The 14,167-nt window shown below is 71.2% G+C and carries 17 protein-coding genes; 6 read left to right on the top strand and 11 right to left on the bottom strand.

The window, feature by feature from the left end:
* Positions 1-44: 44 nt before the first annotated feature.
* From ABZ532_RS18820 to ABZ532_RS18805, 4 genes are all read right to left on the bottom strand, one after another.
* Positions 45-812: an SDR family oxidoreductase gene (locus ABZ532_RS18820; protein ID WP_361284354.1), complete on the bottom strand. Its 768-nt coding sequence runs from the start codon at positions 810-812 to the stop codon at positions 45-47.
* A 15-nt stretch (positions 813-827) separates the two neighbouring features.
* Positions 828-1,589, bottom strand: a complete 762-nt coding sequence (gene fabG, locus ABZ532_RS18815) for a 3-oxoacyl-ACP reductase FabG (RefSeq protein WP_361284351.1) — start codon at positions 1,587-1,589, stop codon at positions 828-830.
* A gap of 207 nt (positions 1,590-1,796) precedes the next feature.
* Complete coding sequence (locus ABZ532_RS18810; RefSeq protein ID WP_361284348.1) at positions 1,797-2,192, bottom strand: DUF3037 domain-containing protein; 396 nt, start codon at positions 2,190-2,192, stop codon at positions 1,797-1,799.
* Entirely contained in the window at positions 2,189-3,052 is an 864-nt protein-coding gene (locus tag ABZ532_RS18805; RefSeq protein WP_361284346.1) for a HipA family kinase, read from the bottom strand. Before ABZ532_RS18805 ends, ABZ532_RS18810 begins: the two co-directional genes overlap by 4 nt.
* A 115-nt stretch (positions 3,053-3,167) precedes the next feature.
* On the opposite strand from ABZ532_RS18805, the gene ABZ532_RS18800 reads away from it, so the two are divergent.
* Positions 3,168-3,632, top strand: a complete 465-nt coding sequence (locus ABZ532_RS18800) for a Rieske (2Fe-2S) protein (protein WP_361284343.1) — start codon at positions 3,168-3,170, stop codon at positions 3,630-3,632.
* On the opposite strand, the gene ABZ532_RS18795 is transcribed toward ABZ532_RS18800, so the two are convergent.
* Positions 3,619-4,269, bottom strand: coding sequence for a cysteine hydrolase (locus ABZ532_RS18795; protein ID WP_361284340.1), 651 nt, complete (start codon positions 4,267-4,269; stop codon positions 3,619-3,621). The two genes, ABZ532_RS18800 and ABZ532_RS18795, sit on opposite strands and share 14 nt — an antisense overlap.
* Before the next feature lie 124 nt (positions 4,270-4,393).
* Between ABZ532_RS18795 and ABZ532_RS18790 the strand changes: the two genes are divergently transcribed.
* Positions 4,394-4,861: a pyridoxamine 5'-phosphate oxidase family protein gene (locus tag ABZ532_RS18790; protein WP_361284337.1), complete on the top strand. Its 468-nt coding sequence runs from the start codon at positions 4,394-4,396 to the stop codon at positions 4,859-4,861.
* A 28-nt stretch (positions 4,862-4,889) separates the two neighbouring features.
* On the opposite strand, the gene ABZ532_RS18785 is transcribed toward ABZ532_RS18790, so the two are convergent.
* Positions 4,890-5,798 (bottom strand): LysR family transcriptional regulator, encoded by a 909-nt coding sequence (locus ABZ532_RS18785; protein WP_361284334.1) that lies wholly within the window; start codon positions 5,796-5,798, stop codon positions 4,890-4,892.
* A 72-nt stretch (positions 5,799-5,870) separates the two neighbouring features.
* Between ABZ532_RS18785 and ABZ532_RS18780 the strand changes: the two genes are divergently transcribed.
* Entirely contained in the window at positions 5,871-6,842 is a 972-nt protein-coding gene (locus ABZ532_RS18780) for a DMT family transporter (protein WP_361284331.1), read from the top strand.
* On the opposite strand, the gene ABZ532_RS18775 is transcribed toward ABZ532_RS18780, so the two are convergent.
* Positions 6,833-8,164, bottom strand: coding sequence for an aminotransferase class I/II-fold pyridoxal phosphate-dependent enzyme (locus ABZ532_RS18775; RefSeq protein WP_361284328.1), 1,332 nt, complete (start codon positions 8,162-8,164; stop codon positions 6,833-6,835). The two genes, ABZ532_RS18780 and ABZ532_RS18775, sit on opposite strands and share 10 nt — an antisense overlap.
* Positions 8,165-8,203: 39 nt before the next feature.
* On the opposite strand from ABZ532_RS18775, the gene ABZ532_RS18770 reads away from it, so the two are divergent.
* Positions 8,204-8,908: a pyridoxamine 5'-phosphate oxidase family protein gene (locus ABZ532_RS18770; protein WP_361284325.1), complete on the top strand. Its 705-nt coding sequence runs from the start codon at positions 8,204-8,206 to the stop codon at positions 8,906-8,908.
* 100 nt (positions 8,909-9,008) lie between these two features.
* Here ABZ532_RS18770 and ABZ532_RS18765 read toward each other — a convergent pair whose 3' ends face one another.
* The 3 genes from ABZ532_RS18765 to ABZ532_RS18755 form a co-directional block, all read right to left on the bottom strand.
* Positions 9,009-9,980, bottom strand: coding sequence for an EamA family transporter (locus ABZ532_RS18765; protein ID WP_361284322.1), 972 nt, complete (start codon positions 9,978-9,980; stop codon positions 9,009-9,011).
* 237 nt (positions 9,981-10,217) lie between these two features.
* On the bottom strand, positions 10,218-11,237 hold the full coding sequence (locus ABZ532_RS18760; RefSeq protein ID WP_361284319.1) for an EamA family transporter: 1,020 nt from the start codon (positions 11,235-11,237) through the stop codon (positions 10,218-10,220).
* Between the two features lie 31 nt (positions 11,238-11,268).
* Complete coding sequence (locus ABZ532_RS18755) at positions 11,269-11,808, bottom strand: Clp protease N-terminal domain-containing protein (RefSeq protein ID WP_361284316.1); 540 nt, start codon at positions 11,806-11,808, stop codon at positions 11,269-11,271.
* Between the two features lie 217 nt (positions 11,809-12,025).
* On the opposite strand from ABZ532_RS18755, the gene ABZ532_RS18750 reads away from it, so the two are divergent.
* On the top strand, positions 12,026-12,454 hold the full coding sequence (locus tag ABZ532_RS18750) for an SRPBCC family protein (RefSeq protein ID WP_361284313.1): 429 nt from the start codon (positions 12,026-12,028) through the stop codon (positions 12,452-12,454).
* 81 nt (positions 12,455-12,535) lie between these two features.
* On the opposite strand, the gene ABZ532_RS18745 is transcribed toward ABZ532_RS18750, so the two are convergent.
* Positions 12,536-13,135 carry a PadR family transcriptional regulator gene (locus ABZ532_RS18745; RefSeq protein ID WP_361284310.1) on the bottom strand — a complete coding sequence of 200 codons (600 nt, stop codon included), beginning with the start codon at positions 13,133-13,135 and terminating at the stop codon, positions 12,536-12,538.
* A gap of 183 nt (positions 13,136-13,318) precedes the next feature.
* Between ABZ532_RS18745 and ABZ532_RS18740 the strand changes: the two genes are divergently transcribed.
* Positions 13,319-14,140 carry a PhzF family phenazine biosynthesis protein gene (locus tag ABZ532_RS18740; protein WP_361284307.1) on the top strand — a complete coding sequence of 274 codons (822 nt, stop codon included), beginning with the start codon at positions 13,319-13,321 and terminating at the stop codon, positions 14,138-14,140.
* Positions 14,141-14,167: the final 27 nt, after the last annotated feature.

Genomic DNA, 14,167 nt, shown 5'->3' with positions numbered 1-14,167 from the left:
AGGGGCACTTATGGCAATCCATGGCTATTCAGGCATAAAACGACTCAATGGACTCCGGCATTGAGGAAGATACCGCCGTCGACGACGAGTGTCTGCCCCGTGATCCAATCCGATTGATCCGAGGTGAGAAAAGCCGCGGCGCCACCGATGTCACGGGGAACGCCCAGCCTGCCCATGGGATAGGCGGCTGCCGCCTCCGCTTCCCTGCCTTCGTACAACGCTTCCGCAAACTTTGTCTTGACCACGGCGGGTGCGATCGCATTGACTCGGACGACCGGCGCGAATTCGTGCGCCAGCTGAAGGGTCAGGTTGATCATCGCCGCCTTGCTCATTCCGTACGCCCCGACGAACGGGGAGGCGGAGATCCCCGCCACGGAGGCGATGTTCACGATCGCGCCACCGTGCTCACGCTGCCATGCCCGCCAGGTTTGCTGGGCGTAACCGAGCGCGGAGATCACGTTGGTCTCGTAGACCTTGCGGGCCACGGCCAGGTCGAGCTCCGCCATGGGGCCGAAGACGGGATTGGTGCCCGCGTTGTTGACGAGGAAGTCCACCCGCCCGAAGGCCGCCATGACCTGCTCGACGGCGGCGGCCTGGTGCGTCTCGTCGTGGGCCTTGCCCGCGACCGCGATCACCCGATCCGCGCCGAGCCGTTCGACGGCCTCCTTGAGCGAGTCCTCGTTCCGACCGGTGATGCACACCTGGTCGCCGCGGGCGACCAGTGCCTCGGCGACGCCGTAGCCGATCCCCCGGCTGCCACCCGTGACCAGGGCGACCTTGCCGGAGAGCGGCGGAAGTTCCTGAGTCGTCATCGTCGTACCTCCGAGTCAGTTGAGCGGGCCGCCGGCCACGTACATGACCTGCCCGGAGATGAATCCGGCGTCGTCACCCGTGAAGAAGGCGATCGCGTTGGCTACGTCCTCCGGCCGGCCGACCCGCTGCACCGGGATCTGGGTGGCGGCGGCGGCCTGGAACTCCTCGAAGCCCATGCCGACGCGGGCGGCGGTCTGCGCCGTCATCTCGGTGACGATGAAGCCGGGAGCGACCGCGTTGGCGGTGACCCCGAACTTGCCGAGTTCCTTGGCAAGGGTCTTGGTGAACCCCTGGAGACCTGCCTTGACCGCGGAGTAGTTGGCCTGGCCCCGGTTGCCCAGCGCGGAGCTGGAGGACAGCGAGACGATCCGCCCGAAGCCGGCGTCCACCATGTGCTTCTGGCAGGCCTTGGCCATCAGGAACGCGCCCTTGAGGTGCACGTTGATCACGATGTCCCAGTCCGACTCGCTCATCTTGAAGAGCAGGTTGTCCCGCAGCACCCCGGCGTTGTTGACGAGGATGGTCGGAGCGCCGAGCTCGGCGGCGACGCGGCCCACAGCGGCCTCGACCTGGGCGGAGTCCGAGACGTCGCACCCGACGGCGATCGCCTTGCCACCGGCCGAGGTGATCTTCTCGACGGTGTCCTTGCAGGCCGCCTCGTCGAGGTCGAGTACGGCGACGGCACGGCCCTCGGCCGCCAGGCGTACGGCGGTGGCGGCGCCAATGCCGCGCGCCGCTCCCGTCACGATGGCAACGCGCTGCTCGGTGCTGGACATGGTTGGCTCTCCTCGCCCTTGGATCCCGGTGAATGCAGTTGAACGCATGCGGTTGTACAGCTGGATGAGGTCGCCCGGTCACGGCCCGGAGAAGGGATGAGCGACCGCTTAGTACCTTCAGCTGGACGAGACGCTAGAAGCCCTGGCACCCGGTGTCAACGGACCCCCCGCATTACGGCGCCCGGTTCACCTCCGCCACCCGCGCGATCAGCGCACCAGCACGTCGAGCAGGCGCTCGACCTCGGCTTCCGGATCAGTGGTCAGACCGGTGTGCACGGGCCCTGGCTGCACCACCGTCGAACGCGGCGCGATCAGCCAGCGGAAGCGGCGTCCCGCATCGTCCCGGGCTGCCTGTCCCGCATACTCGCCGCCGCGGCACACTCCCTCGACGGCATGCAGCGCCGCCCGCACACCGGTGATGTCCGCCTGCGGGTCCAGCGCCCTCAGCTTCGCCTCGTCCAGATGGGTGCGCGCGGACACGAAGGACCGGGCACGGCAGTAGACCACCACCCCCGCGTTGAAGCACTCGCCCCGCTCGACCCTGGGCACGACGCGCAGCAGCGCGTACTCGAACACGTCCCGCTCTTCGCCGCCCCTGCTCACTGCCCGCCGCCCTTCACGCCGTCCCGGTCCTTCTTCGTGGGATGCGGCCACGGTGTGAGGTGCTCGGTCAGCCATCCCGGGGCCTGCGAGGGCCGCGACGCGGAGGGGGCGCCGAGGGTGATCCGCTCGTGGATGGAAGCGGCGCGCGACAGCAGTGCCTCCACGTAGGAGCGCCGGACGGCGTCGGTGGACTCGAACCCCGGCTCGTCGACAAGCCATTCGTCGGGCACGTCAGCGGCCACTTCGGTCAGCAGTTCCTCGGTGACCTGCGGCGCCAGCGCGGCGGCGGCCGTGGCGACGTCGGGACGGAAGGGGGCGAGGGCGTGGTCGGACGCGTCGTAGGGCTTGGCGGCCGAGGCCCTCGCGCCCGCCCAGTTGTGGTGCCAGATCATGGTGGCGCCATGGTCGATCAGCCACAGATCACCGTGCCAGACCAGCATGTTGGGGTTGCGCCAGGACCGGTCGACGTTGTTGATCAGCGCGTCGAACCAGACGACCCGGCCCGCCTCCGCGGCGTCCACCTCGTACGCCAGCGGGTCGAAGCCGAGCGACCCGGGCAGGAAGTCCATCCCGAGGTTCAGGCCACCGCTGGCCTTGAGCAGCTCCTGCACCTCCTGGTCGGGCTCGGAGAGCCCGATGACCGGATCGAGCTGGATCTGCGCCAGCTCGGGGACCCGCAGGCCCAGCCTGCGACCGAGCTGACCGCAGATGACCTCGGCGACCAGCGTCTTGCGCCCCTGGCCGGCTCCGGTGAACTTCATGACATACGTACCGAGATCGTCGGCCTCGACGATGCCCGGGAGGGAGCCGCCTTCACGCAGGGGCGTGACATAGCGGGTCGCCGTGACTTCGGAGAGCATCCCGCCAGATTACTGTGCGCCCCCACGGCGTGGTCGTTGAACATCGTGGGGCCGGGTCCCGTACAACATCACGAACGGGCCCGATCCCGGGCCGCCGATGGAAAGGGAGGCCCGCATGAGTGGAACGCAGGGACCGGCGCACCCCGTGACACGCCGCACCGCCGTCGCGGCGGCGGGCGGAGCCGGGCTGTGCCTGGCCCTCACGGCGTGCGGCGGATCGAACGAATCCGGAGCGGCCGGTGAGCCGGCGGCCAGCACGGCCACCAAGGACCCCGGTGGCGCGACGGGCGGCGGTGGCGGGAAGGTGATCGCCAGGACGGCGGACATCCCCGAGGGCGGCGGCAAGGTGATCGGCGACGTGGTGGTGACCCAGCCGAAGGCCGGGGAGTTCAAGGCCTTCTCCGCCAAGTGCACCCACCAGGGCTGCGCCGTGAAGAACGTGTCGGAAAACATGATCAACTGCCCGTGCCACAACAGCATGTTCGACGCGTCCGACGGCAGCGTGCACAAAGGCCCTGCCACATCCCCGCTGCCGTCCGCCGCGATCGTGGTGGAGGGGGACTCGATCAGGCTGGCGTGACCCGCTCCGGATGCTTCCAGCACGCGAGCACGTCGTCGGTGGTGGTCACGGTGGCGACGAGGGCGAGCGTGTTCCTGACCATCGCGGGGGTGTACTCCGCGGGCACCCCCGCGATGGCGTCCGCCGGTACGACCGCCCTGTAGCCGAGATTGACGGCGTCGAACACGGCGTTCGGGATCGCCACGTTCGCCGAGACCCCCGTGACTACCAGCGTGCGGCAGCCGAGATTGCGCAGCAACGCGTCCACATCGGTGCCGGCGATCGGGGAAAGCCCGTGCAGTCTGCGGACCACGATGTCCTCGTCCGCCACCTCGATGGGCGCGGCGACACGGACCGCCTCGGTGCCCGGGTGCTGCTGGACCGGCAGTCGGCGCGCGGCCCGGAAGAGGCGTGCGTTGTGGTTGGAGCCGCGCCCGTCGGGCCGCCGCTCCGCCACCGCGTGCAGCACCTGCACCCCGGCCCCGTGCGCCCCCGCGACAAGGCGGGCGATCCGGGCCAGGACCCCGGACGACCGGGCCTCGGTGGCGAGTGCGGGAAGGGCGCTGTCCGCGCCGACCACTCCGTTCTGGCACTCGACGGTCAGCAGCACGGTGCCGCCCGGGTCGAGCTGCTCCACCAGCTGCTCGCGCATGGGCATCCTCCGGCCTCCACTCCCCGTCGGCATCATCTTGCGGGCGCGTGACCGTATCGGGCATTGCGTCAGGAGGGAAGACTCCGCATGATTCCTGTCACCCTGTCAGCTACGAGGAGGAGACCAGGACATGCCCGCCACTCAGCGCCGGGGCCGCCGGATCATGATGACGCCGGAGGAGCTGGACGTCTTCCTCGCCGAGCAGCGCACCTGCCGGGTGGCGACGGTGTCGGCCGACGGACGGCCGCACGTCAGCACCCTCTGGTTCGCGTGGGACGGCACCTCCCTGTGGCTGTACTCGATCACCCGCAGCCGCCGCTGGACGGATCTGCGCCGCGATCCGCGGATCGCGGTGGTGGTGGACACCGGTGAGGAGTACGGCGAGCTGCGGGGTGCCGAGCTCTCCGGCAGCGTCGAATTCGTCGGCGAGGCCCCGCGGACCGGCGAGCCGGATCCCGGGCTCGACGAGGTCGAGCGGTTGTTCGCCCGGAAGAACTTCGGCTTGGACGCCATGCCGCACGACGGCAGGCACGCCTGGATGAGGCTCACCCCCGAGGCGATCGCGTCATGGGACTTCCGCAAACTGGCCGCCCTGTAAGGGGCGGTGGGTCCGGGCGGGTGCCTGCTCAGAGCGCGGCCACGCCCGCCGCGGCCCGGTGCAGCGCTTCGACCGCCGCGCGGATGGACGGGCGGCGGTCCGCGTCACTGCGCCAGATCGCGTAGATGTGGCGGTGCATCTTCTGGCGTACGGGCACGAATCTGACGCCTTCCGGCACCGGACCCCGGCCGAGCCGCGGGGTGACGCACACGCCCATTCCCGCGGCGATCAGCGCCAGCTGGGTGTGGTGTTCTCCCGCCATGTGCGCGATCCGGGGCTCGACCCCCTTCGCGCGGAGGGTGAAGACCAGCCACTCGTAGCAGAACTCGCCCTCGGGCCAGGACACCCACGGGTCGTCGGCGAAGTCCTCGAGATCCACCTCGGCGCTTGCCGCGAGCGGGTGGTCCGCGTGCATGGCGACATCCGCCGCGTCGTCGAGCAGTCGCGCCCGTGCGAGGCCGCCGGGCACGGGCAGCCGCTTGTTGCTCCAGTCGAGGACGACGGCCAGGTCGAGGTCGCCACGGACCACCTGCCGCACGGCGTCCTCCGGCTCCACCTCTATGGAGCGCACGCGTAGTTCGGGATGGGTGTCGCGCAGGGCGGCGAGCGCCTGGGGGAACAGCCCCCGCGCCGCGGTCGGGAAGGCTCCGATGCGCGCCTCACCGACGACCTGACCGCGTTGTGCCTCGATATCGGCCTGGGCGAGCTCCACCTGGGAGAGGATCCGGGCGGCGTGGTCGGCGAGCAGCCGCCCCGCGTCGGTGAGCCGCACTCCCCTGCCGTACTTGGCCAGCAGCTGCTGGCCGACCTCCCGCTCCAGCTTCGCCATCTGCTGTGACACGGCCGACGTGGTCACATGCAGCCCTTCGGCCGCCGCGCTGACCGAGCCGTGCCGTGCGAGTGCGTCCAGCGTGCGCAGGCGCTCCAGATTCAACATGTAAGTAATGCTAATCCAATAACGGAGAATTTCTCGCTTGTCCTAAGTGATTGACCAGTCCACAGTGAGGGCATGAGCACCGTTTCGCCGACCCGGCAGCACAGCCCTGCACCCTCACCGACCACCCATGCGGGCGGCTCCGCGTCCTCCGCCCCGACCCGCCGTCGCCCGGCCCTGGACTGGCGTATCAGGTTCGCGGTGCTCGCCCTGATCTGGGGCTTCAGCTTTCTGCTGATCAAGGTGGGGACGCACGGTTTCGCGCCGTTCCAGGTCACGTTCGGCCGGCTGTTCTTCGGTACGGCCGTGCTGGCGGTGGCCATGGCGGTGCGGCGTGAACGGCTGCCGCGCGGCCTGCGCACCTGGGGCCATCTGATGGTCGCGGGCTTCTTCCTCAACGCCCTGCCGTTCTCGCTCTTCGCCTACGCGGAGCTGACGATCCCCTCCACGCTGGCCGGGATCTGCAACGCCACCTCCCCGCTCTGGGGCATGGTGCTGTCCATGGTGGCGCTCTCGGAGGACCGCCCGACCAGGCGCAGGGTCGCAGGGCTCGGCATCGGCTTCATCGGCGTACTGACCGTGCTCGGCGCCTGGCAGGGCTTCGCAGGCGTCGACATGACCGGCACCCTGCTCGCGCTGCTCGCCTCGCTGAGCTATCCGGTGGGCTGGATCTACGTCCGCCGCACCCTCGCGGGGTCGTCCCACTCGCACCTTTCCCTGACCGGCGCGCAGTTGCTGCTCGCCACGCTCCAGCTGGCCGTGGTGACACCGCTGTTCACCGCGCGGCCGACGGCGTTTCCTGTGGTGCCGCTGCTGGCCGTGATCGCGCTGGGCGCGCTGGGAACGGGTTTCGCGATGCTCCTCCAGTACGGCTTGGTCGCCGAGGTCGGGCCGACGACCGCGACGATGGTCACGTATTTCATCCCGGTCATCGCCACCGCCGCCGGTGTGCTGGTGCTGGGCGAGCAGCTCGGCTGGAACACTCCCGTCGGCGCGCTCGTCGTGCTGGCGGGCGCGGCGCTCACCCAGAGCAGGCGTCAGCCGTAGCTGCGCACGGGCGGAGGGGCCGTCGCGGAGGCCACCGCGTCGGCGAGCGGCTCGATGTCGGCGGCGCTGAGCGTGGACACGGTGAGCCTCATTCCCGGGGGCGCCGACAGGCGGAAGCGGGCACCCGGGGCCACCGCCCACCCGGCTTGGAGCATCCGGGCCACGGCACCCGTCTCATCGGGGACCGGCACCCAGACATTCATCCCGCTCCGCCCCTGCGCAGCGACCCCCCGTCGCGCGAGCGCGCCGATCAGAGCGTCCCGCCGCTCCGCGTACGCGCGCGCCACCGCCGCCGGGTCGACGGCGCCCGTCGACCACAGCTCCACCATGGCGCGCTGCGTCAGGCGGCTGACCCAGCCGGGCCCGAGCCGCTGCCGTCCCCCCACCCGGTCGATGGTGAGCGGGTCGCCGGTCATGACGGCGAGCCGCAGATCGGGCCCGTAGGCCTTGGCGACGGACCGCACCAGCGACCAGTGCCGGGACGCTCCGGCCAGCGGATGGAGCGGCTCGTCGACGATGGCGAAGCCGTGGTCGTCCTCGATGACGAGGAGCTCCGGATGGGCGGCGATGAGGCCCCGCAGTTCCCTGGCGCGTGCCTCGGTGATCACAGCCCCGGTGGGGTTCTGTGCCCGGCAGGTGACGATCAGCGCCCTGGCCGCCTGGCCGAGCGCTCTGCGGACGTCATCCGGGCGGGGCCCGTCATCGTCCACGGCGACCGGGACGGGCCGCATCCCGAGCGCCGCCAGCAGGTCGAACACCCGGCCCCAGCCGGGATCCTCGACGGCGACGGCGTCACCCGGCCGCAGATGGGCGGCGAGCACACGCTCGATGGCGTCGAGGGAACCGGAGGCGGCCGCGATCGGCCCCTCCGGCACACCGTCGGCTTCCAGACCTGCCCGGGCGAGTCGTGCGAGCTCGGGGTCCACGGGTGCTTCCCCGTAGAGCACGGGTCGCCCGTCCTGCTCGCCCGCCGCGACGGTGAAGGCGTCGTACAGCCGTGGCAGCAGAGCGGGGTCGGGATTCCCGTCGGCTACCTGACGGGCGCCGGGCGGGGCTTCGAAGCCGAGCGAGTCGCGGCTGGTGCTGGCAGGGCGCGAGCGCACCCGGCTGCCTCTGCGCCCCGCAGTCTCGATCACCCCGCGCTCGCGCAGGGTGCGGTAGGCCGCCGCGACCGTATTGGGGTTGACGCCCAGCTCGGCGGCCAGCTCCCGCATGGGCGGAAGCAGTTGACCGGGTGCGAGCGCTCCCGAGCCCACCCCCTGCTCCACGCTCCCGGCGATCTCCGCTGCACGGCGCCCAGCAATCCGATACTCTCCTAGCACAAAAGAGATTTTGTACTAGTGCAATGGAGTTGTCAATCCATGTCCTCGCTCCCGCCCTCACCGCCCCAGGACATCGCCTCCTACCCGAAGACGGAGCGCACCTACCCCACCCGGGGACGCCCGCGTGCCTCCTACGACCGGGCGCTGGTGCACGCGATCCTCGACGAGGCCTATGCCTGCCATCTCGGTTTCATACGCGACGGAGCACCGGTGGTGCTGCCGACGCTCTACGGCAGGATCGGCGAGCGGCTGTACGTCCACGGCTCGACGGGTTCCCGCCCGCTCCGGATGGCCGGTCGGAGCGACTCGAGCGATCCGGGCGACCCAGGTCTGAAGGTCTGTCTGACGGTCACCCATGTCGACGGCCTCGTGCTGGCCCGCTCGGCTTTCCACCACTCGATCAACTACCGCTCCGTCGTGGTCCACGGCACCGCCCACCAGGTGGTCGACCCCGAGGAGAAGCGTGTGGCACTGGACGCGATCGTGGACCAGGTCGTCCCCGGGCGGTCCCGCGACTCCCGCCCGGCGAACGACCGGGAACTCGCCGCCACCGCCGTGCTCCGGCTCGGTCTGGACGAGGTGTCGGCCAAGGTCCGCACCGGTGGTCCGAACGACGACCCGGAGGACCTCTCACTGCCGCACTGGACCGGAGTGATCCCGCTGGCCCCGCGCCATGGCACGCCCGTCCCCGCGGACGACTTGGACCCGGCCGTCTCCTTGCCGGACTATCTCGCGGCACTGTGACGGCCACCCGGGGCGGCGCACGGGGGTCGCGGCCGCGGGTGGGGGCGGGCTCGCAGGGTGCTGCGCGGTCCGCCCCCGTTTCACCGGCGCAACCGGGCCGTCAGACGGCGACCGTTTCCGCGGTGTCCCCGCGCGGGGCTGGCGCATGCGCCTCCTGCCAGGCCAGCGCGACGACCGCGGTGAGCAGCAGCAGGGTCCCGGCCACCGTCGCCGCCGACAGCCGTTCGCCCAGCACGGTCACCGCGAGCGCCGCGGCGCTGACCGGCTCCAGAAGCATGATCACGGAAACCGTCGCGGCTCTGACCACGGCCGCCCCCGCGAAGTAGAGCGCGTAGGCGAGCGCGGTCGGCACGGCGGCGACGTACACCAGCAGCCAGATCACCCGGGCGGGTTCCGCGGTGTGCGGCAGCAGCCCCTCCACGAGTGCGAACGGGAGCAGCCCGGCGGCGCCCACCGCGAAGGTCCATGCCGCGGTGGCGAGCGCGTCCCCGCCCGTGCCCGCCCGCCCCAGCCACCGCGTGAGGAGCGTGATTCCCGAGTATCCCGCGGCGGAGAGGAGCGCGAGCGCCACCCCGACCGGCCGGACCGTGCCGGCGTCGCCGCCCAGCACCAGCACGATCAGTCCGGCCAGCGCGCCGACCACGGCCGCGGCACCGCCGCGCCCGAGGCGCTCCCCCATGGTCAGCCTGGCTCCGAGGGCGATGAGCACGGGGCCCGCGCCGAGGGTGACGACCGTGGCGACGGCGAGCCCGGTCTGCTCGACTGCCGCGAAGTACGCGCTCTGGAACACCGTCAGGCCCGTGCCGGTGCCGAGGATGCGCAGCACTCGGTGGCGTCGCGGCTCGGCCGCCTCGACCGCGCCGCGCGGGCGCAGCGCCAGCACGCCGGCCAGCAGCACCAGTCCGCCCAGGCAGCGCCAGAAGGACAGGGCGAGCGGGCCCAGATCGCTGGCCACGTAGACCAGGGACGCGGCGGCTCCCGCTGTCCCCCAGGCCACACCGGCGACAGCGAGATAGAAGAGGCTGCGTCCGACGGGCAGGCCGGAGGCAGCAGAGGATGAAGGGTTCGACACGTGACTTCTCCGTGCGGGATGTCCGGGGGATCCCCGGGGCCCTCCCCCGGTCACGGGGGCGTGAAGGCTCCACGACGGGCCGGTTGAAGACGGGACTGGTGGCCGCTGGGCTTCACACGCAGGCAGCGACAAACCGCCCCGGGGGACACCACACCCCGGGCCCGGTCTTCATCGGCGATCGCCGGCCCGCGTCAGCGTGCGGGAGGCGGAAGCACGGTCGAATGCATGATCGGCAGCCTATGCCGAGGTCGCACCGTCGGACAAGCGGGCGCCGGGGACGGCGCCCTCGGCCTCTTCGGCACTCGGGGGAATTCCCGGGCCCGCCCCACCGGCCACCGGCCCCGACGGGGCCTTCGGCGTCGACGACTGGGCGATCAGCGCGCCGACCAGCACCACGGCGCCGCCCACGATCTGCGGCGCCGACAGATGCTGGCCCAGCAGGACCCATGCCAGGACGGTCGCGATGACCGCTTCGAGGCAGGCGACGACTCCGGCCACCTGCGGGGACAGCCTGCGGACCGAGACGACACCGCTGATGTAGGCGAGGACGGTGGCGATCAGCACTGTCCAGCCGAGGAGCAGTGCGGCGGGGACGGCGGTGCCGTCCATGCTCGCGTCGCCCGCGAGCACCGACCAGTCCATACCCCACGGACGGGCGATGGCCGTGAGCACCACGGCCCCGATGACCAGCCCGTACGCGATCACGCCGAGCGGATCGGGGGCGTCCTTGCCGTTGCTGCCCTGGTCGGAGAGCACGAAGTAGCCGACCTGGCAGCAGGCGGCGCCGAGGGCCAGCAGGATGCCGATCGCATCGAACCCGAGCCCGGACCACACCTCGACGACACAGGCGAGGCCGCCGACGGCCAGGATCACCCCGAGTGCCGCGGCCCGGGTGACCGCCCTGCGCTGGACGAAGCGGACCCACCCGAGGACCAGGGCGGGAGCGAGGTACTCGACGAGCAGGGCCACGCCGACGGGGATCCTGGAGATCGCGGCGAAGTACAAGGCCTGGACGCCCGCGACGGCGAGCAGTCCATAGCCCGCGAGCAGGGCCGGCTTGCGTATCAGCAGGTCCCGGTGGCGCCAGGCGAGGGGAAGCATCACGAGCGCGGCGCCGGCCACTCGGAGCCAGACCACATGCAGCGGATCGAGCCCCGCATCGATCAGCGGCTTGGCCGCGACTCCCGAACCACCGAACGCGAACGCCGAGGCCAGGGCGAGGCCCAGGCTGACGTTCCTTCCCTCCGAGACGTGCATCGGCACATCATGACAGGGAAGGTCAGGAGCGTCACGGCCGTGACGCCTGTTGAGACAGCTCCGCGATCCGGACGTCGAGCCGACCCGTGTCGACGCCCGCGCGTCTGAGCACATCGACGGCGCGGCAGTCCCGGTCCGCGGCAATCGCGGCGAGCAGGTCAAGGCCGGTGGCACGCGCGTCGCCGCGCCGGGCAGCGCGCTCCAGAGCGATCTCCAGGGCCGCTGACGCCGAAGGCGACCAGCCTGCCGCCTCGACGTCACGCAGCACGGCGATCGCCCCCGAGTCCTCGACCGAACCCTGCCAGCGCAGCCCGTATCCGATGCTCCGCTGGACGAGATACCCCAGCACCCGGGCCGCCTGACCGGTGCCGTCGAAGACGGCGCGCGCCCCGGCGTCCTCTTCCATGAGGGAGTGCAAGAGGTGGGCGGTGTCGATCTGCCGGTCCCCGTCCCGCAGCGCACGCCGGCGGGCAGCCGCGACGACCGACGCCAGCTCCGCCGTAAGCCGTGAGTAGGTCGCTGCGTTCAGGGGAGCAGGCTGACGGGGCGGGCGGGGGACGGGAAGGTGCACGATGACACCCCATCAGTCCGCCGGTGCCCGAGTCATCGACGCACGGGAGCATCTCGGCATCCCACGCAAGGTGGGCGGGTCCGCCCCCATCTCCTCCTTGGGGAGGAGATGGCAACAGGTCTGACTGTTCATCAGTATTGAATGTTCGAGGCCGCACGACTACGTTCCGCGACACCGGTACCCGAGACACCGGTACCCGAGACGAAGGGGTGGCCCCATGGCCGAGGTCAGTGCAGAGGCACGCATCGATGCGCCCGCCGGGAAGGTCTGGGCCCAGCTGACGGACTTCACTTCGTACGGCCGCTGGAACGCCACCCACACGAGCTTCCCCCAGGGCGGCCCGCACACCCTGGAGACGGGCGCCACCTTCCCGGAGAACATGAAGCTCATGGGTTTTCCCGCCGAGGTGATGTGGACGGTGGCCGAGCTGGAGCCGGAACGGGTCCTCGCCATCAGGGGCAGGGGCCCGATGGGAGTGACCGTCGGCACGCGGTACGCGCTCGTCCCCGACGGGGACGCCACGACCCTGCGCATCGAAGGGGAGTTCACGGGCGCCGCCGTCTCGCTGATGGCGGGCAAACTCAAGGACTCGGCCACCGCCGCACTCAACGAGTCCCTGCGGAAGCTGAGCGGGCTGGTTTCCTGAGCCGGCACCCCGGGACGGACACAGGGGCCCCGCACCAGGCGGGGCCCCTGTCCGGGACTTCCGGGCATCCCGGGCCGCGACTCAGTGCTCGTCGGCCAGGATCAGGTACAGCTTCTTGCGTGCGTCGTTGATCACGGCGATCGCCTTCGTCCGCTGGTCGGCGGTGCCGGTCTTCCAGACCTGACCGAACGCCTCCATCAGACCCACGCCCGCCGCCCTTATCTCGTGCATGGCATCCCAGTCGATACCGCGGCCCGCATCCTCCCAGGGAGCGTCCGGGACCGACTCGGCCTCGGTGCGCCCCGCATCGGTGAGCGTGAACAGCTTCTTGCCGCCGTCACTCTCACTCGCGATCAGTCCCTCGTCCTCCAGCAGCTGGAGCGTGGGGTAGACCGAACCGGGACTGGGCTTCCACGCCCCGGCGCTGCGCTCGCCGATCTCCTGGATCATCTCGTAACCGTGCATCGGCCGGTCCTTCAGCAGCGCCAGGATCGAGGCGCGCACATCGCCGCGCCGGGCTCTCCCCCTCCCACCGCCGCGGCCCCGACCGCCCCAGGGCGGACCCCCGAAACCAGGCCCGAAGGGACCGAAGGCGGCGCGCCGCCCCTCGAAGTCACCCCGCTCGCGAGGGCCGGGCCCGTGATGGCCGGGCCCGCAGTTGCCGTGTCCTTGTGAGCGCATCGCTCTGCTCCCTCCATCGTGATCTATCTACGCGCCATCGTTGTACTGTCGCGATGCGGCGACGATATATCGGAATAACTCGTCTGGCAAACATCACCGAAGAGCCACCGGACGCTCCGACCGGTCCACAGCCATCGGATTGGCCTTGGCCTGCGGGCTTGCCCGAGCCCTACCGTCACGGGCATGCGGATACGAATCGTGGATGCCTTCGCCGACCGGCCCTTCACCGGCAACCCAGCCGGAGTCCTCCTGCTCGACACCCCGGCCTTCCCCGACGACCCGTGGCTCCAGAACGTGGCGCGAGAGGTCAACCAGGCCGAGACGGCCTTCGCGCACCGGCTGGCGCCCGGCGGGCCGGCGGACTGGGCGCTGCGCTGGTTCACCCCGGCGACAGAGGTCGACATGTGCGGCCATGCCACCCTCGCGACGGCCCATGTCCTGCACACCACCGGGACGGCGACCGGCACGGTGCGCTTCCTCGCGCGCTGCGGGATCCTCACGGCGACGGCCCATGAGGACGGTTCGATCACCCTGGACTTCCCCGTGGCACCGCTCACCCGTACGCAGCCACCGGCAGGGCTCGCCGAGGCCCTCAACGCCACTCCGCTGGAGGTCCAGGACACCGGCGAGCACATCGGGGACCTGCTGGTGGAACTCACGGACGAGGCGACCGTGCGCGATCTGGCGCCCGACCTCATGGCCCTGGCCCGGCACTCGGAGCGGGGGGTCATCGTCACCGCCCGGGCCGAAGACCCCCGCCGCGGCTACGACTTCGTCTCCAGGGGCTTCTTCCCGAACGTGGGAATCGACGAGGACCCCGTCACCGGCAGCGCCCACACCGCGCTCGCCCCGTACTGGTCAGAACGACTCGGCCGCAGCGAGCTCGTCGGCCTCCAGGCGTCCGCCCGCTCCGGACTGGTGCGCACGGCGCTGCACGGCGAACGCGTCCTGCTCACCGGGCACGCCGTGACCGTGATCGACGGGGAACTGCTCAGCAGCCCGTAGCGCGCCCAAGTCGTGTACGGGCGGGCG

The organism is Streptomyces sp. NPDC019396 (genome assembly GCF_040632375.1).
Lineage (GTDB): Bacteria > Actinomycetota > Actinomycetes > Streptomycetales > Streptomycetaceae > Streptomyces.
Note: the sequence above shows the minus strand (reverse complement) of the source record. Positions and strands in the feature narration are given on the sequence as shown.